The sequence below is a fragment of the Psychrobacter immobilis genome (assembly GCF_904846065.1).
GTDB classification, from domain to species: Bacteria; Pseudomonadota; Gammaproteobacteria; order Pseudomonadales; family Moraxellaceae; genus Psychrobacter; species Psychrobacter immobilis_H.
Window position 1 is genome coordinate 2922537 of record NZ_CAJGZV010000001.1, and the last position, 18657, is coordinate 2941193.

Sequence of the window (18657 nt, forward strand, 5' to 3'; positions counted from 1 at the left end):
TTAAGTGCCCTGCGCTTTTGCATCGATGTCCATAATCAGAATATTGATCAGTATAAAATTTTAGGAGTGCCTGTATATGGCAGAAGATAACACCCCGCAGTGTTCGTTTTGCGGCAAAGAAAAAAGTGAAGTAAAGCAGCTGATTGCCGCTGACGACGCCAATATTTGTAATGAATGTATTGAGCTATGTACAGACCTGATTGCCGATAGCGCCGAAGATGGTGACGACGATAGCGATATTGATACCTCTTGGGTCAATAAAAAGCTGCCAACACCAAAAGAGCTGCGTGCCAAGCTTGACGAATATGTCATCGGGCAAGATGCGGCCAAAAAAGCCTTGGCAGTGGCGGTTTATAACCATTATAAACGCCTAAAAGTCAGCCAAACTTTGGCCAATGACAGCAAAAAAGCTAAAATCGGTGCTGATGATGCCATGGTTGAATTGGCAAAAAGTAATATCCTACTAATCGGTCCAACCGGTTCTGGTAAAACCTTGTTAGCGCAAACTCTAGCGCGCTTGCTTGATGTACCTTTTGCGATAGCCGATGCGACGACCCTGACCGAGGCCGGTTATGTCGGCGAAGATGTCGAAAATATCGTGCAAAAACTTTTGCAAGCATCAGATTATGATGTGAGCAAAGCAGAGCAAGGTATTATCTATATCGATGAGATTGATAAAATCAGTAAGAAAGGCGACAACCCGTCTATCACCCGTGATGTGTCAGGCGAAGGCGTACAGCAAGCGTTGCTAAAGCTTATCGAAGGTACGGTCGCTGCCATTCCGCCACATGGTGGTCGTAAGCATCCACAGCAAGAGCTGATCCAAGTTGATACGAGTAACATCTTAATCATCGTCGGTGGGGCGTTTGCTGGTCTTGATGCAGTTATTCAGCAGCGTACAGAAAAAGGCGGTATCGGCTTTAACGCCGATGTCAGCTCAAAAGACGATAGCAAACGCAGCTCAGAATTACTGCAACAAGTAGAGCCTGAAGATTTGATCAAATTTGGTCTTATTCCTGAGCTCATCGGTCGTCTTCCTGTTCTCGCTGCGCTCACAGAGCTGGACGAGGATGCATTGGTTCAGATATTGACGGAACCAAAAAACGCCTTGGTTAAGCAATATAAGTACCTATTCGATATGGAAGGCGCTGACATTAGCTTTACCAAAGAAGCGCTCGATGCTATTGCTAAAAAAGCCATGGCGCGTAAGACTGGTGCTCGCGGACTGCGCTCTATCGTTGAAAATGCGCTCCTTGAGACTATGTATGAGTTGCCTTCGATGAAAAACGCCAAGACTGTCATCGTCGATGAGCAAGTGATTAATGAAGGTAAAACACCTGAAATCATCTTTTCTACCGACGACTCAGAGCAAATAGCGATAGATGCTTAGCGGTTGTTATCAGCTTTATTAAAACTGTCATTGAAGTAAAGGCGTCTAGCATATCTTATGCTAGACGTTTTTTTATGGCTGCTCACTTATGATCTTTTTATGACAGCCAATGTATGGATAAAGTGACAGTGGCGTCTATCAATCGTTCATAGCTAAAGCCACAAAGCATGCTAAGGTAAATGTGCTACCAACACCTATCACTGATGAAACAAAGGACTGTTTATCATGCTTAACAATGTTACTTCTATCGCAACCTCATTACGTCAACACTTGCCTTTTCATACCACGATAGACCAAGATATTGCCCCTTATTATCATAATCATGTCGCGGCTATTACGGGTGCTGGCTCTGGTATGGGGCGCGAGTTGGCTATTCATTTGGCAAAGATGGGCTGCCACGTGGCACTCTCTGATATCAACGCGGCGCAACTGGCACAGACCAAAGAATTGCTCGTCGGTTATGACATCAAAGCGACCATGACAGTCCTTGATGTCTCAGACAATAAAGCCGTGGAAGCGTGGGCAGATAGCGTCATGGCAGACTATGGCAAAGTGAACTTCATCTTTAATAATGCAGGCGTGGCGCTATATTCGACCGTAGAAGGCAGTAGCATTAGCGAGCTTGAATGGGTAATGGACATCAATTTTTGGGGTGTGGTCTATGGCACTAAGGCATTTTTGCCATTGATTAAAAATAGTGTCAAACAAAGCGAATCGACGAATGGCAGCAAAAAAAACAGATCGCGCCAATTTAACGAGCATGGTCACATCATTAATATCTCAAGCCTGTTTGGCTTGACCGCGCAGCCGTCACAATCTGCGTATAACGCCAGTAAATTTGCTGTACGCGGCTTTACCGAAAGCTTGCGTCAAGAGCTAGATATTCAGCGCTGCGGTGTGTCAGCGACCTGCATCCATCCCGGCGGGATTAAAACCAATATTGCCAATAGTGCCCGTGGCAATGACAGTATCAATGATATTGGCATGCGTACTGGCCCCAAAGCCATTCAGAGCTTTAATAAATTCCTGAAATTTGATGCAGGCCATGCCGCTTGGATTATTTTGCAGGCTGCCGCGACCAATCAACCGCGCTGTCTGATTGGCAACGATGCCAAAATAATCGACGCGGTACAGCGTGTCTTTCCAGCGACATACAGTCAAATATTGAACGATGTCCATACGCTCTCTCGTAAGCTCAAACCACGCCGCCATAAAAAACCAAGCACGCCAAAATAATATATTCGAAGAGTATTTGCCCACAAAAAAGCGCTTAAATATTATCAATATTTAAGCGCTTTTTTGATCGATAGAATGTCAATACTGTCTTTCAATATCGTTCTTCATACGGTATGAAATTAATTCATATCACTCTAAAGCCAAAACACTTTATCTATTTATATACTTTAAGTATTTAATATTTGGTACAATTATGTTTCTAGCAACTTACAGATTGATGACTCATTCAGATTTTTTGCACAAAAATTAAGATCACTTCTGTCATTTTGACAGCTAAATTATCATAAAAATATATTATTACATATTATTTTTGATAATAAGGATATTCCAATGAAAATACTTTTAAGGGTCAAACCCTCTTCCTCCGTTTTACTGGCTGCTATCTTTGCTATTGGTGCGGTTAGCCTGTCAGGCTGTAGTGAATCAGATACCAAGGCTGTCGACCGTGTCGAAGAAGCTGAAGCATTAGCCCGCGTTAAGTCACTTGAGGCACGTGCCGCAGAAATTAAAGACGAGATGGCTGCAAATCCAAGCGCCAAACTGAGCGTTAGCATGCCAGATGAGTCCACTATTCCAGATGATGAGTTCGGCGCAGCAGTACGTCGCGGCTTACAAATCGCCAATCATACTTATAAAGAGATGCCTGACAATGTCGGCAATCAGTTGAACTGTACCAGCTGTCACTTGGGTAACGGCTCAGAGGCCTACGCGGCGCCTTGGAATGGCATGCCGGGTATTTATCCTATTTATCGGTCACGTGCTGGTCGCGTGAATTCAATACAAGAGCGCATCAATGGCTGTTTTGAACGCTCAATGAATGGCAAAGCGCTTGACCTAGGTTCAGATGATATGAATGCGATGGTGTCTTATATGAGCTGGCTATCACAGGGCTTGCCTTATAGTGTCTCGCCCGAAGGTCGCGGTTTTGTTAAAGTAGACAAAACTTTAGAGCCAAATACGGATAATGGCAAAAAGCTGTTTGCGGAGAAATGTAGCGTTTGCCATGGTGAAAATGGCGAAGGTCAATATAACGACGATGGCACTTATATCTATCCAGCAGTAGCCGGAGACAAGTCATTCAACGATGGCGCAGGTATGGCACGAACTTATACAGCAGCGGCCTTTATCAAAGGCAAAATGCCCTTTGGTCAAGGTAACTCGCTTAGTGACCAAGAAGCGGTCGATATTGCTGCTTACTTTACCCATCTGCCGCGACCTATCAAAGCCAACAAAGACAAAGACTGGCCCAATGGTGATGCCCCTAAAGATGTACGCCGCTAATTAAAACAAGCTCATAATTTATATAATAAAAAAGCCCAGTTATTTAATAGCTGGGCTTTTTTATTATTGATAGTTAGGACAATTTGCGTCCTTTATCTTTAATTTAAGGCAATTTCATATCACCATCAACCAGCCAGCCCACGCGGCGCATCACATGAGCGACCACCCCTGCAATTAGGGCAGGTAATACAAACATCAACAGGATAATCGCTGTCCATAATTGACCCGTACTCATGATGTCTTGTGACGCTTCAATCACTCCAAATACGCCGACCAATCCGGCGGTACCCATACCCGCACCCGTTGCTGTACATGCCAGTCCAAAACCTACTGTCGCAATAGGACCAACGATGGCGCTGGCAATCACAGCAGGCAACAACACCAGCGGTTTTTTTAACACATTAGGAATCTGTAGCATACTGGTGCCCAGACCTTGAGATATTACGCCACTGACGCCGTTGTCTTTAAAGCTTGCAACGGCAAAACCAATCATGTGTGCCGCACAGCCTACCACGGCTGCCCCGCCTGCTACGCCACCAAGCCCAATTGCGATACAAATAGCAGCGCTGGACGTTGGCAATGTCAATAAAATACCCACCACCACTGCAATCACAATACCCATTAACAGAGGCTGTAACTCAGTGGCCGCTTGAATACCTTGACCAATGGCAGCGACCGCAGCGACGATAGGTGGATTCAATAGGGCGCAAACTGCTAATGCTACCGCGCATACCAATAAAGGAACCAATAGAATATCAAGCTTGGTTTTGCCAGCGACCCAAGTACCAGCACGGTAAGCAAATACCGAGGTCAAATACGCCCCTATCGGATTGCCCGGTAAGGCGGCAAAGGTCGCAGGTCCGCCTACTTGGGGCGTAAATAACGTCCCTGCCATTAATGCTTCAGAATGTGCGCCAAGCATACCCGCCACCAAGCAGCTGAGCATGACGAGCGTCGGTGCTTTAAGGTAATAGGCGATCCCTACTCCGATACCCGCACCCATTAATACTGAGGCAAGCTTGCCCACCGCAACCAATGCGGGCAAATCTAACCAGCCACCGATTTGCGAGATGATTAGACCAGCAATCAATGTGACAAATAGCCCTAAAGCCATGCCAGTAAACGCATCAATAAAATACTTTTGGAAAAATGCTTTAATGAAGCCAGTAGGCGGTGTTGCTAAATGAGAGACAGTCATAGCCATGCTCTTTATAAAATTTTTGATGAAAGGTAATAAACCAACAGAAAAATAACTTTGCTAAAAATCAGAGATAAAAAAAACGTCATTGCGACGCTTTTTTTATTATTCATAAAGAACTATAACTGTCATTAAACAGCATAACTTAACGACGCTGTTCAACAATAATGGAGTCAATACCATTATTTTGTAGGCGCTGCTGAGCAGTGGTTACTGCTTGGCGGTTATTCATCGGGCGAGAAATAACTTGATAGATTGGCAAACCATTACCCGTCGTATTCTTGACCACGCGAGCGTCTACACCTGCCATCAACACTTGAGCACGGCGGCGATCTGCTTCATCCGCATCACCGAAGCTGTTGATCTGCAAAATATAAGTTGCCGCAGGTTTTGCAGCCTGAACGCTAGCAGTACCTGCGCCCGTATTATTGGACGTATTATTGCTACTAGCAGGCGTCGATCCATCATAGGTCGCGTCTTCTTCAACGATCACAATGTCATCGCCGCTATTACTGGTAGCAGCGTTATTGCCACGACTGGGCGCAATCACTGTATTTTCAGAGATACCAAAGTTACCAGTATCATCATTGCGACTGGCTGAGCCATCTTCAGGTTGAGTCACCACCACATCAGGCTCAAAGGCACTGATATCCCCTATGCGATCATTGCCTGTCTCAGCAATATCTTCATCAGGAATAGTCGCCATCTCTTGATTGGGCAAAATATCATAGAACTCATAATCACCATTATCAGTATCAGTGTCGACACGTGGCTGTACCTGACGATCAGGATCATTACCAGCGGTGCTGTCAGCGGGACTGAAATCAAATAATGGTGACAAGTATATAAACACCCCTATCATAAGGGTCAATACAGCCCCGACAAACATCCACAATAAGCCTGATACGCTACTTGTTTTGCGTTTTTCAGTCGCACCTTTAGGTTTTTTGGCTAGCATGGATCTGGTTCTCCCTACTGAATCTAACTATCATCAAATTATGGCTAGCAGTCATCTATACTCATACTACATGTTAGAAAGTTACTATATACTAGAAAAAAACTACATGCTAGATGGTGCCGACAACCCTAACAAACTAAGACCATTGGCCAATACTTGACGTACGGCTTTAGACAGACGCAAACGGGCTTGCATCAATTCCATCTCATCCGAGCTTGGTGTCTCACCTGAGGTCAAACTCACTGGCAAAATGCGATTGCTGTCATACCAACCATGAAATAGCGCTGCCAACTCTTTAAGATAGTTGGTCAAGACATGTGGCTCATAACCCGTCGCGGCGCGTAATAACGTCGCTGGATATCCTGCTAATAATTTAATCAGCTCGTCTTCGTTTGGTGCGCTAAGTAAGTTTTGATGTTCTAAACCAATCGCATCGTCTACGACAAGACCACTGTTTTGTAGCTTTTCTAATACTCGGCAAACACGGGCATGCGCGTATTGAATGTAATACACTTGATTGTCTTTGCTTTGTGATTTAGCCAGCTCCAAATCAAAATCAATATGCACTTCAGGCTTACGGGCGACATAATAAAAACGCGCGGCGTCGTTACCAACTTCGGTACGTAAATCACGCAGGGTGACAAATTGACCTGAACGCGAGGACATTTGCACTTTTTCACTACCACGCCATAGTGCAACAAATTGCACAAGCACCACATCTAAACGCTCAGCATCAATACCAAGCGCCAATAAAGCGGCTTTTACGCGTGGCACATAACCATGGTGATCGGCACCCCAAACATTGACCACTTTATCAAAACCGCGATCAAATTTGTTTTTGTGATAGGCGATATCAGAAGCAAAATAAGTAGATTGACCATTGGCACGGCGCACCACACGGTCTTTTTCATCACCAAAATCGGTTGATTTGAACCAAATATTACCGTCTTTTTCGTATAGATAGCCTTTTTCATCTAAGGTTTGCAAGACTGGCTCAATCTCGCTATCAATAGACCGTTCGCTAAACCAGCACTCGTAACGCACACCAAAGTCATTTAAGTCATCTTTGATATCGGCTAAAATACTGCTCAATGCCGCATTTAAAAACAGCTCATAACCCTCACCAAGCAAGGCTTTACTGTTGGCAATCAAGCCATCAATATGTGCTTCTTTGTCACCTGACAGCAATGTTTTTTCGCCGTCCGCATTAATCTCAAACTCAGCATCTGCTGGCACATCTTTGGCGATTGCTGCAAAGCTATGAACGTAATGATCACCGTGTTGCGCTTTTAACGTTTGGGCGATGTCACTGACATAATCACCTTGATAGCCATTGACTGGGAAGATTATTTGCTCACCGTTGCTTTCTAGATAACGCAAATAGGTACTGGTCGCCAAGATATCCATTTGACGACCGGCGTCATTGACATAATATTCACGCGTGACGTCATAACCAATCGCTTCCAGCAGGTTTGCCACGCTCATACCGAACGCTGCACCGCGACCATGCCCAACGTGCAAACTTGACGTTGGATTGGCAGAGACAAACTCAACCTGAATTTTTTGCCCATCAAACTGATCGCTTAAACCAAAGCGATCTTGCAAGGCAAAGATATCATCTAATACCGCGAACTTGGCTTCCGCATTTAAGAACACGTTAATAAAGCCTGGACCTGCGATTTCCACTTGGCGAATGTCTTGGTTTTCAGGCAGCGCATTGACGATTTTTTCGGCAAGCTGTCTTGGATTGACCTTGGCAGCTTTGGCAGCTGTCAGCGCGATATTACTGGCGAAATCACCATGGCTTAAATCTTTAGTACGGGTGATTTGGCTATTATTTTGCCAATCGCTTGGTAACGTGCCATCTGCTTGTAGGGTTTGAATCGCATCGTTAAATAGTGATGCAAGTGTATCAATTTGGGCTTGTGACATAAGGATTTGAACTCAGTTAAATAAACAACAAAAACGGTATAAAAATGTGGCGAATGCGAGCAGCCAATAACTGCCTATTATAATAGCGACCGACATTGCAGGGGATAAAATAATACAAAAAAGATAAGTAACCTGTAAATATAACAATCTTTGCCCTGCATTGCACCATTTGCACCAAAATTAGCACTAAAATCTTACGGTTATGACAGTTAACACTGATAATTTAAGTGACTAGGGCGTGTCTTCATTTTAAAAATGGTGATAAACATGAGATAAATTGCCGTCAAACAAGGAAAATAGCACAAATAATATCGATATATTGATAAGCTGGTTGACAATGTTTGGCAAAATTTAGCCATTTTTAGCCCATTTAGAGGTTAATCGATTGAATTGAAGACACGCTCTAACAGGCGTTGTCTGTGCTTTCACTCACGATAAGTCAGATTAAAATATTTTAAATAGATCAGCATTTAGCGCTGTTACCGATAAGTCAGCCCTGCAAATTGTAGCGTTACTGTTGTCTCATACTTAGCAGCAGTTTATACCTGCTCGCTTCCGCGTTATAATAACGGTTTGTATTGCTGCCTGCTTTTTTCTGACTTATTTTATGGATTACTGCTTATATCATGAATGGTGATACTTCATTTTGAAGGCAATTATTATCAAAAGATCCATAATAGAAATAAATAAAGACGGCGTTACTACTTTATAGGATTATGCCATGTTTGCTATTGCTGCCAGTACAGTTACCAGTTGGGGATTGTATGTTTTACTACCCATATTCATCGCCTTCTTATTTTTTATTATGTGGGATATCTCTAAAGAATCTCAAGCTGGGCGTGCAGGTACATTTTGGATTTTCTTAGCACTAGGCGCAGGGTTTGTGGGCTTCTTACTCAAGCTATTGTTGGAAGTCGCTTTTAAAAGGTGGTTGATATAATTTTTATATAATTAAGCTGTGTCTTCACTGTCAATGATAGGTAATAAATAACTCGCCTATCACTGTAAATAGACGGTTAAATAATCAATTAAAAAAATGCATGGCTCATGACGGCTTCACTTTATAGTGTGTCAATCATTCCTATCAGAATATCACTCACTGAGCCTTGCTATCATTTTTTACGACTTCACTCACGTAAGTTGGTAAATCCCACGCACCACCGGCAAAACCGCGGCACATTCCTGAGCTGGAATCTTCTGATTTGGCAAATGTTTGACCATTCCAAACCCAAACCAAACGATTCCAGCAGTCACCCAAGCCTCGATCTTTATGGGTGGCCCAAATCTCGCCATCAGAATAGTCATTGCCTGCCGTAGTGATCAGTTTTGGCTTGCTTGGTTTGTCATGATTAATAAGCCAATAACCCGAACTTTCATTATATGCGCCTTGCCAGCACAGGTGGCTAGCAAGCGTATGGGTGGCATCTACGGGTGTAAACGTCCAATCCAGTCTATCAACACCATACTCTTGCATTCGTTGATACACTTCGGTTTTTGGATTAATCAGCTCACAGTCTCCCATATCATCTTCAGAGCCCATTAACTGCTCGTCATCAATATCGATCCACTTATTTATATTGACCTGAAAGTACGCCTGTTTTGATGCAGATAGTGTCTTATTGTCTTTTTCTGAATACAAGAATGCCTTTTTGATGATTGGCTTTGGCTTAGCGGATTTCGGTGTTTGCTTACTTGTGTGGTTTTTACTCACCAATGCTATTGGCGTGCCCACTCTGCCTTGCACCTCATCAAGTTTGAGCAATACCGCACCCATACCTTTGTCACTAATTGTCCAGCGATCACTACCTACTCTTATCTCTATCCTAGTATTTTGACGCGCATGGTTAATAAGGTGTTGCGTTTGCTTGGCGGTTAAATCGTACGCAGAACCATCAGCATCTGGTTGTAGCATGCCTTGGTTTTTGCCATTTAACCACAGTTCAGCACTATGGTAGGTTTTGTCTGAGGTTTCTGATAAAAACTGGATTTGGGCAATCGGCAAGGCTTTTTTGGGTATGACAGTTAATAAAATAGAAGCTGGCATATCGAACACACTCTCATCTGCATAACCTGCTGCGCGACAGGTCAATGTATTATCACAAACCACTTGCCAATCATCCTGCACAAAGCCCCACCCTTCAAATGGCGTACCATAGGCAGCATGAGCTGATATGGACGTCAATGGCAGCAAGCCCATCATAGCGCTGAGCAAAATCGTTATTTTTTTCACTGTCCATATTCCTTATGAGTGATACAGTACGCACGCGCTACTTTTTTGCAATCAAAGTCGCACGCATCGGCGCAGGATAGCCTTCAAGCGTTTTGCTGCAATCATTAGGATCTAAGAAGTCGGCCAGCGAATGATAAGTCATCCATTCCGTTTTACGCTGCTCTTCCGTCGAGGTCACTGCTACATCCACGCAACGTACGTCTGAGAAGCCTGCTTTTTCTAGCCAGCCAATTAATGCGGCGACTGATGGTAAAAAATATACATTATTCATCTGGGCATAGCGGTCATGTGGCACCAGTACAGTATTGGCATCACCTTCGATAACCAAGGTTTCAAGCACCAATTCACCGCCTTTGACCAACTGCCCTTTAAGCTGTTGTAAATGCTCAAACGGCGATTGGCGATGATAGAGCACCCCCATGCTAAATACAGTATCAAACAGCTGACTGTGCTCGGGCAATGCTTCAAGTGGTACGGGGATATAATGCGTTTTATAGCTATCAGCAGCCCCGACAAAATGACGAATCGCCATAAACTGATGATAAAACAAGCAAGACGGATCAATGATAATGACCGTATCCGCGCCAGCGCCAGCCATACGCCAGCCGTGATAGCCAGAGCCACCGCCCACATCCAATACGCGACGACCTTTTAAATTACCCAAATGCGGTGTGACCCGTTGCCACTTCCAATCACTGTGCCATTCGGTATCAATCAATATTGGCGCGGCTTGTTGGTCTTCATTCTGACCACTATCAATTTGATTTTCGAGCTGACCACCAATTTGAAAAGGCCCTTTGCGCCACGGCATCAGCTGCTTTAATAATGCCATTGTTTGTTTACGCTGAGACTCACTAAGATTTGCCTCAATCGTTAGAACATCACTGTTCAGATCGACATTATTGGCCGTCAATTCTGGCAAGCGTGCTACCGAGGCTTGATAAGCAGGTGCATGCGCGTAGTTGGCTTTGTCCTTGATATCATTTAACCATGTTGGCAAGCGCGTAAGCCATTCATAAGCACTTGGCTGCTGCTGGGCTAACTCCAACAAGGTTAAGTACAATTCGCGTTCGGCGTGAGTAATAGTGTCGTTAAGCATAAAAGCAGGTTACCGTATTGATTGTTATTTAAATGGATAATAATGAAAAGATTCAAAAAAAGATGATCCTCGATATAGGAGTGCTTTAAAAGTGGGAAAATATGCGTAGCACAGGTCAGCGCTCTTTAATAATTATGCTCGCGCCTCGTCCCTTGGTAAAAGCGCGTTGTTCTTGAGATATAAATAAGTATATGAATAAATATTTTAAAATTTGCATTTTTTAAGTTAGTCCAAACGATATCAAAATAAAAAGTTCGCAAATAGTGAACTTTTTATGTTAGAATTTATTCTGTTAAGATTCATAGACGAAATCTCATCATGAATATCTAAGTATCTTTGATACTTGCGGGAAGACTTCTCTTCCTACCCACTTATCGGGCTCTTGAGCACAAATGCAAAATGAGCATTTATACTAAGAGCGGTAAGCCGTATCTTGTGATGATACAAGATACGGGTTTTAGGACTAATCGTCGAATACACGTCTTTCTTCTAATTTGATGAACTATTGGCATCGCTATTAAATTTCTTGCCAATAGTATTAGGAGATTAAATATGAAAATTCTTAACAATATTCGGCGAACGCTCAAGACTCTGAAGAAACCATTATGGAATTTAATTAAGTTTCTTGTATCTCTATTTAACTTAATATACAACATTCTAAGGTGGATTGACGGAGGTTCTTGAGCGTCATCCTAACAACTTAGGAATAAAAAAATGATTAACGTGGCACTCAAACAAATACGTCTTTTTCATAAGATGAAACAGAATGAACTCGCTGATAAACTACAGATTTCGAAATCCTACTTATCTGAAATCGAAAATAGTAAAAAAGCACCCAATTTAGAACTATTAAAAAATTATTCAGAAGTTTTTGATATTCCTGTTTCTTCTTTGTTGTTTTTTTCGGAAAAATTAGAACAAGATACAACGACCTCTAAATCATTCCGAATTAAATCAGCATCTTTAGTTCTGAAAATTTTAGAGTGGAGCAATAAAAATGCAGACCAACAAGAAAAGGAAGCTAAAAACTTATAATAAATGTTATAACCTCAATCAGAGTCCTCTTTACAAGCTTTCGAGCCAAAAAGAACTATGTAGATTACTAAACGTATCTAAAAACGAAATCCAAGAATTAATTGATTCGGAAAACCTCTCCAAACACTACGACTGTTTTCTTATAGAAAATCGACTAATTCGACATCCCATCAGTAAAATGTACGAGATTCACCATGTGATCGGTAGTTTACTCGCTCGAATAGAGACACCCGAATACTTACATTCTAAAAAGAAAAGCTCTTACATTACGAATGCTTCGTTTCATAGTGACTCTCGCCAAGTAATAACATTTGATATTAGCTCTTTCTTTTCAAGTATAACATCCAATACTGTCAAGATTTTCTTTCGAAATAAGATGAAATGTTCTCCAGATGTTGCTTATATTCTATCTGAGCTTTGCAGCGTAGAAAGCGCTCTTCCAACAGGTAGTGCTGTTAGTTTTTACTTAAGCTTTTTAGCTAATATAGACATGTTCGAAGAGATGTCTATATTAGCTAAAGCTAACAACACTAATTTTACCCTTTATGTTGATGATATTACTTTATCAGGTAAACACGTTGATAAAAGCCTCTTTAATACTATGAAGAAGATTGTTGAAAAGTACGGCTATTTAATCAAAAGTAATAAAACAAAACGATACACTTACAACGATACACCAATAATTACTGGGCTTGCCGTTTCGAATGGTAAAGTTAATAGTGTTAATAAATTTATGTATAAGTTGAGGAAAAAAAACGAATTTCTAAGTGGTGACATTCAAAACTTAGATAACAAGTTATTGCTCAAAGAATATAATAGTTTAAGAGGTAAAAATACGTACCTACGATCTTTAGGTTCACTTGTTCCTTCACATTCTTTGGAGATGGAAGAAAAACTAAGAAACATTGTAAGTGTTCAGTCGTAAGTTTCTCCAAATGAAAATTTTCTTTAGTTAGATTAGAGATCACACCACATAGACTTCATCTACAAAAGCAACACAACTTCATCAATCCTACTTAAACGCCACAATAGACACAAAGTTCAAAAACTGAAACCATGTGAGATGGCGCTTAAAGCCAACTTGATCTAACCGTGCATGATGCTCATCTAATGTATCAGTGATAAGGACGTTTTCTAGTGCATTACGCTTGCCGCTGATTTCCATCTCGCTATAACCATTGGCGCGTTTAAAATCATAATAACGCTCGACCAACCACGCATCATATTGTTCATCAAAAGCATGGGTTTTTTCAGTTAATACCAGTATCCCGCCTTCACTTAACGCTGCATAAATCTTCTCTAAGACTGCGACTCTATCGGCGGCGGGTAAAAACTGTAGCGTTAAGTTCAAAATCACCATATCGCACGGTTCAAGCTCGACATCGCGAATATCAGCGGTAATCACTTCGATGTCATGCTCAGGATAGTTTTCACTCAGTAGCGTGGTCGCTTCGGTCGTCATCGCTGGTGAGATATCAATCGCTTTAATCTGCAAATCTTGCGGCTCAAACTCACCCGCCAACGTCATGCTTGCTGCGCCAAGTGAACAGCCCAAATCATACACTCGACTGACGCGCTGACCACTATCGCTCTGTTGATGATACTTACAGTGGCGTCGGGCAAATATGGGCAACATCGCTAGCACCTGACCATAACCGGGCACACTGCGGCGAATCATATCAGGGAAACAAGCCACCACTTGCTCATCAAAGGAGAAGCGCGCCGCTTTATCGAGTGGCGTGGTAAACGGTTTGTCAAATAGGGTGTCGTGTTTAATAATAGCAGGCTTAGATTGACTCATGGTGCGACTCATTTTGTGATAATAGAACTTAAATTAGGAGATAATTAATGGTCTTGCTTGTCATTATTAGCTGAAAGCGGCACGACGTAGCAAAAGCCCATTATAACATTACTGTTTGTTACTTATCGCGGTCAGATGCCCTGCTAAGCTAAATACGTATTGCTAAGTAAAAAACACTTGGCTCATATTTTATATTTATAAAAATAGGAAAAATTATGCAAACCATTATTTTGGGCGGTGGCTGTTTTTGGTGCACCGAATCGGTATTTTTATCCGTAAAAGGCGTGCAATCTGTCGTTTCAGGCTACATAGGCGGTGACGCTGTTTCTGCCAATTACGAAGCGGTCTGTAGTGGAAATACAGGGCACGTTGAAGTCATCAAGGTCGAGTTCGATGACTCTATCGTTCCGTTAGAAGTGATACTTGATGTTTTCTTTGCCACCCATGATCCCACCACAATGGATCGTCAAGGCAATGACGTCGGCAGCCAGTACCGCAGCGTGGTTTTTTATACCGAAGAAAATCAGAAACCAACGATTGACCGCACTATCAACAAACTGCGCGATATGGGCGTCAATGTGGTCACCGAAGTACATCCAGCTGTTGAGTTTTATCAAGCAGAAGAGACCCATCAGGATTTCTTTAATAAGAATCCAGGACAAGGGTATTGCAACTTTGCCATACCGCCAAAGCTTGCCAAATTGCGTAAAGAGTTTAGTCAATATATGGTGAGCTAAACCACAAAATGAAGATATTTTTTTATTTAGAATAAAAAAATATTTCAGCATTTTATTATAGCCAAACGCTTATTGTACGAGCGTTTGGCTTTTTAACATCTTTAGCATTCTCACTCAAACAGTTATGATAGAAACAACTCAAATATAACCCTCAACGAATAAAGGCGAAGGTATGAACGCTGAATTTTGGCACAGCCGCTGGCAAGAGAAACGCATTGGCTTTAATCAGTCTGCGGTGAATCCATTATTAATAAATTACTTTAAGCAGTTAAACCTGCCAGCTGGTAGCCGTGTCTTTGTCCCTCTTTGCGGTAAATCGATTGATATGGCTTGGCTGGCAGCGCAAGGCTACGACGTCGTAGGCGTTGAATTGGTGGAAACAGCGATACAAGCATTCTTTACTGAGCAAAATATCTTCCCTACTGTGCACCAACATGTAGACAATTCAGCGATTAAATACTATCAAGGTCAGTTGTCAGGACAAACCATTACCTTATGGGTTGCTGATATTTTTGCACTGTTATCTGAGGATATCGGATCTGTAAAGGCGGTGTATGATAAAGCCGCATTGATTGCGCTACCGGCTGATATGCGTACGAAGTATAGCGAGTATATACGTAAAATAAGTGGTCATGCACCACAATTTATCATCACTCTCACTTATGACCAAAGCAAAAAAGCGGGACCGCCGTTTTCTATCAGTAGCGAGCAAATACAGCAATATTATGGCGATAACTATCATATAAGCGAACTGACGAGTGAACCTACTTCTATAGGATCGGCACCTGAGCTAACAGCCTCTGAGCATGTTTGGCTATTAAAGTGAGTGGTTAATAAATGAAATGAGTGGTTAATAAAGCCGTTTGCGCAGCGATTAATCAGTACTAAATCATGATGGAGAAATTGAATGAAAATATTAGTTGGGCTGATAAGTTTAATCTCTATTTTGCTAGTCACACTCGCAGGTCCGCTGTACAAGTTTGGCTTAGTCGATTTAGCGATTGCGTTTTCAGGGTTTAAGTTTGGTGTATTTGCTGGTATCGCAGCATTAGTACTATTAGGCATACAGCTTTTATTTAAACGAGACACGGCTAGCCTTGGTAGCGTATTAACATCAGCAGCGCTTGCTATCATTGCCATTGCTATTCCACTAAGCATGATGAATACCGCCAAAAACGTACCGCCCATTCACGATATTTCAACCGACCTAGTGAATCCACCTAAATTTGTGGCCATTGCCCCACTGCGCGCTGATGCACCAAACCCAGTTGAGTATGCAGGTGTAGAGACTGCAACGCAGCAGCGCGCCGCCTACCCTGAATTACAAACATTACGCTATAGCCAGTCAAAATCTGAGTTGGTTGGGGCAACCAAACAAGCCATCGATAATTTAGGTTGGGAGCTTGTCAATATCGATGCTGACAAAGGTGTCATCGAAGCGACAGATACGACTGCTTGGTTCGGTTTTAAAGATGATGTCGTCGTGCGTATCACGGATAACAGTAGTGAACGTCTAGTAGATATTCGTAGCAAGTCACGGGTTGGTGGGAGCGATTTGGGCAAAAATGCGGCGCGTATTCATGACTTTATTAATGAGTTGGATGGGGTTTTGGGGGATTAGTTGGGTTTTGAATGAAGTAGAAATGATTAATTGGATTTTTTTAGCACTTTATCCATTTTAGCCTATCTACCCTAAACCCTCTCCTAACGTCACGCCACCGTCAATTTATAGTAACAGCTTACTTCGATACCTTTTCTTTACCCATGAGATTGGTTACTCTAAGTCCATACTGCACCAATCCGCTTTGCTTTCTCTTTTAATAACTATTTCAACGTTTATAGGATATTTTCATGCGTTTGACTCCAGTTTCTACTTTATCGTTACTCAGCCTTGCTGTTGGGCTGAGTTTTGCTAGCACTGCTCAAGCAGCCAAACCACCAGCACCAAACTTATCTAATGCCGAGTTTCAACAATGCTTAGACGGTCTAAAAAACTCTAGCAAATTTCGAGGGGTTGATGGCTCTACTTTTAATAACTATCGCCCTAGCCAGCCTGATCCTAGCGTGATTCAGTCATTGAATTATCAGCCAGAATTTCAAAAAGACGTTTGGGATTATTTATCTTCGCTGGTCGATAAAGAGCGTGTAGAAGATGGCATCCGCGCCAAGCGTCAATGGGCGGATACGCTACGTCAAATTGAATCACGCTATGGCGTCAAAGCCGAGCACGTACTAGGTGTATGGGGTGTTGAGTCAAACTTTGGGCAGACATTAGGCAAAAAACCTTTGTTTGAGTCTTTGGCGACGCTGTCTTGTTTTGATCGCCGTCAGAGCTACTTCCAAGGCGAATATGCCAATGCACTAAAAATCGTCCAAAACGGTGATATCGCGCCAAGTGATATGACCGGCTCATGGGCAGGCGCTTTTGGGCAAACGCAATTTATGCCAAGTACCTTTTTAGAGTTGGCAGTTGATTTTGATGGCGATGGTCGCCGTGATTTGGTCAATAGTGTGCCTGACGCGCTAGCCTCTACCGCAAACTTCTTAGATAAGCGCGGCTATCGCACGGGCGAGCCTTGGGGTTACGAAGTCAAGCTGCCCAGTGGATTTTGGGCAGCGTCTGACCGTAAAAACAAGAAGTCTATCAGCCACTGGCGCAATCAAGGTATCACGCTCGCCAATGGCAGTCCATTGCCAAACGATTTGAGTAGCGCTGGGTTATTATTACCCGCTGGCAAAGATGGTCCTGCTTTCTTAGTTGGTAAAAACTTTGATACGTTTTACTCTTATAATGCGTCAGAAAATTATGCGTTGGCAATCGCCCATTTATCAGACTTAATCACCAAAGAGGACAGCAGCAAAACTGACTTTGTCACAGCATGGCCTACCGATGACCCTGGTATCAGTCGCCAGCAAGCCAAAGATATCCAGCAGGCGTTATTGAACGCGGGTTACGATATTGGTGGTGTTGATGGCATTATTGGCGATAACACCCGTATCGCGATTCAGCAATACCAATCTAGTCGTGGTATCTTGCCAGCGGATGGCCGCGCAGGACAAAAATTCTACCGCGCCATCATTGGAGATGCTGGAAACACAGCCCCGAAAAGTACGCAATACGGCAATCAATACAGACAGCCGTCGAATAGCCAGCCTTTAAACCTTGCCTCTGCTGATCGCATGGGACAGTTGATTCAGCAGCAAACGAGTACTCCTAATACTTACTCAACGCAGCCTTCTGCACAATCACCTACCTCTGGTAACACACGCTATCGCCGTGTCACTGGTAGCGACGGTGTGGTAAAGCTCGTTCGTGTTGACGAAGGTTCTTAATTAGTTAATGTCTGTTAATTATTACTAAAATAAAAAGCCACGTTAATAATAGCGTGGCTTTTTTATAACATGAATTTTCTAAACGAATTTTATATATAACTACTTTTTTTAATTAAAGTTAAACGATCGGTGGTGGGTTCGGTTTACCATTGTCACCATCCCAGTTCTCACGTGCTTTTTCATCTAGATCAGCAGGTGTTTTTGGTTCCCACTTGCCGTTTTCTTTCCAAGTAGCATCGCCCCAATCAGCATCTTCTTCTTTTCTGTCCAAGTCTTTGTAAGCTTGGCTAGGGTCGATACCGCGACGTTTCATGTCCGCTACTTGCTCTTCTAGTGTATGAAACTGCTCGGCAGCATGCATAGATTCTTCTAAGCCATCAAGCTCTTTTTTTAATGCATCGTTTTTAGCGTTACTCATCAGGTGCTC

17 protein-coding genes are annotated in these 18657 nt (G+C 42.7%); 10 read left to right on the forward strand and 7 right to left on the reverse strand.

Features of this window, described 5'->3' with window-relative positions:
• Positions 1 to 76 precede the first annotated feature (76 nt).
• From clpX to JMW64_RS12155, 3 genes are all read left to right on the forward strand, one after another.
• Positions 77 to 1390 (forward strand): ATP-dependent protease ATP-binding subunit ClpX, encoded by a 1314-nt coding sequence (clpX, locus tag JMW64_RS12145; protein WP_201554877.1) that lies wholly within the window; start codon positions 77 to 79, stop codon positions 1388 to 1390.
• A gap of 225 nt (positions 1391 to 1615) precedes the next feature.
• A complete protein-coding gene (locus JMW64_RS12150) occupies positions 1616 to 2626 on the forward strand; it encodes an SDR family NAD(P)-dependent oxidoreductase (RefSeq protein ID WP_201554879.1) in 1011 nt (336 codons plus the stop codon).
• 330 nt (positions 2627 to 2956) lie between these two features.
• Positions 2957 to 3907, forward strand: coding sequence for a c-type cytochrome (locus JMW64_RS12155; protein ID WP_201554881.1), 951 nt, complete (start codon positions 2957 to 2959; stop codon positions 3905 to 3907).
• A gap of 103 nt (positions 3908 to 4010) precedes the next feature.
• On the opposite strand, the gene JMW64_RS12160 is transcribed toward JMW64_RS12155, so the two are convergent.
• The 3 genes from JMW64_RS12160 to argS form a co-directional block, all read right to left on the reverse strand.
• Positions 4011 to 5105 (reverse strand): PTS transporter subunit IIC, encoded by a 1095-nt coding sequence (locus JMW64_RS12160; protein ID WP_265089814.1) that lies wholly within the window; start codon positions 5103 to 5105, stop codon positions 4011 to 4013.
• 145 nt (positions 5106 to 5250) lie between these two features.
• Positions 5251 to 6063, reverse strand: coding sequence for an SPOR domain-containing protein (locus JMW64_RS12165; protein ID WP_201554885.1), 813 nt, complete (start codon positions 6061 to 6063; stop codon positions 5251 to 5253).
• Between the two features lie 102 nt (positions 6064 to 6165).
• Positions 6166 to 7995, reverse strand: a complete 1830-nt coding sequence (gene argS, locus JMW64_RS12170; RefSeq protein ID WP_201554887.1) for an arginine--tRNA ligase — start codon at positions 7993 to 7995, stop codon at positions 6166 to 6168.
• Positions 7996 to 8716: 721 nt separating this feature from the next.
• On the opposite strand from argS, the gene JMW64_RS12175 reads away from it, so the two are divergent.
• A complete protein-coding gene (locus JMW64_RS12175) occupies positions 8717 to 8935 on the forward strand; it encodes a DUF2788 domain-containing protein (protein ID WP_045448016.1) in 219 nt (72 codons plus the stop codon).
• A gap of 156 nt (positions 8936 to 9091) precedes the next feature.
• On the opposite strand, the gene JMW64_RS12180 is transcribed toward JMW64_RS12175, so the two are convergent.
• Both JMW64_RS12180 and cmoB read right to left on the reverse strand, forming a co-directional pair.
• The gene (locus JMW64_RS12180; protein WP_201554889.1) at positions 9092 to 10225 is read right to left on the reverse strand and encodes a DUF1176 domain-containing protein; all 1134 of its coding nucleotides are present in this window, start codon (positions 10223 to 10225) and stop codon (positions 9092 to 9094) included.
• 37 nt (positions 10226 to 10262) lie between these two features.
• On the reverse strand, positions 10263 to 11324 hold the full coding sequence (gene cmoB, locus JMW64_RS12185) for a tRNA 5-methoxyuridine(34)/uridine 5-oxyacetic acid(34) synthase CmoB (RefSeq protein WP_201554891.1): 1062 nt from the start codon (positions 11322 to 11324) through the stop codon (positions 10263 to 10265).
• A gap of 714 nt (positions 11325 to 12038) precedes the next feature.
• On the opposite strand from cmoB, the gene JMW64_RS12190 reads away from it, so the two are divergent.
• Together JMW64_RS12190 and JMW64_RS12195 are read left to right on the forward strand one after the other, a co-directional pair.
• Positions 12039 to 12359, forward strand: a complete 321-nt coding sequence (locus tag JMW64_RS12190; RefSeq protein ID WP_201554893.1) for a helix-turn-helix transcriptional regulator — start codon at positions 12039 to 12041, stop codon at positions 12357 to 12359.
• 178 nt (positions 12360 to 12537) lie between these two features.
• On the forward strand, positions 12538 to 13284 hold the full coding sequence (locus JMW64_RS12195) for a reverse transcriptase domain-containing protein (RefSeq protein WP_227694259.1): 747 nt from the start codon (positions 12538 to 12540) through the stop codon (positions 13282 to 13284).
• Positions 13285 to 13371: 87 nt separating this feature from the next.
• Here JMW64_RS12195 and cmoA read toward each other — a convergent pair whose 3' ends face one another.
• Positions 13372 to 14172 carry a carboxy-S-adenosyl-L-methionine synthase CmoA gene (cmoA, locus tag JMW64_RS12200; RefSeq protein ID WP_201554897.1) on the reverse strand — a complete coding sequence of 267 codons (801 nt, stop codon included), beginning with the start codon at positions 14170 to 14172 and terminating at the stop codon, positions 13372 to 13374.
• A gap of 203 nt (positions 14173 to 14375) precedes the next feature.
• Between cmoA and msrA the strand changes: the two genes are divergently transcribed.
• The 4 genes from msrA (at position 14376) to JMW64_RS12220 (ending at position 18230) form a co-directional block, all read left to right on the forward strand.
• Complete coding sequence (msrA, locus tag JMW64_RS12205) at positions 14376 to 14897, forward strand: peptide-methionine (S)-S-oxide reductase MsrA (protein WP_201554899.1); 522 nt, start codon at positions 14376 to 14378, stop codon at positions 14895 to 14897.
• 172 nt (positions 14898 to 15069) lie between these two features.
• A complete protein-coding gene (gene tmpT / locus JMW64_RS12210; RefSeq protein ID WP_201554900.1) occupies positions 15070 to 15723 on the forward strand; it encodes a thiopurine S-methyltransferase in 654 nt (217 codons plus the stop codon).
• Between the two features lie 81 nt (positions 15724 to 15804).
• Complete coding sequence (locus JMW64_RS12215; RefSeq protein ID WP_201554901.1) at positions 15805 to 16518, forward strand: DUF1499 domain-containing protein; 714 nt, start codon at positions 15805 to 15807, stop codon at positions 16516 to 16518.
• Between the two features lie 230 nt (positions 16519 to 16748).
• Positions 16749 to 18230, forward strand: a complete 1482-nt coding sequence (locus JMW64_RS12220) for a lytic murein transglycosylase (protein ID WP_201554902.1) — start codon at positions 16749 to 16751, stop codon at positions 18228 to 18230.
• Between the two features lie 118 nt (positions 18231 to 18348).
• On the opposite strand, the gene JMW64_RS12225 is transcribed toward JMW64_RS12220, so the two are convergent.
• The gene (locus JMW64_RS12225) at positions 18349 to 18648 is read right to left on the reverse strand and encodes a hypothetical protein (RefSeq protein WP_045455583.1); all 300 of its coding nucleotides are present in this window, start codon (positions 18646 to 18648) and stop codon (positions 18349 to 18351) included.
• Positions 18649 to 18657 lie beyond the last annotated feature (9 nt).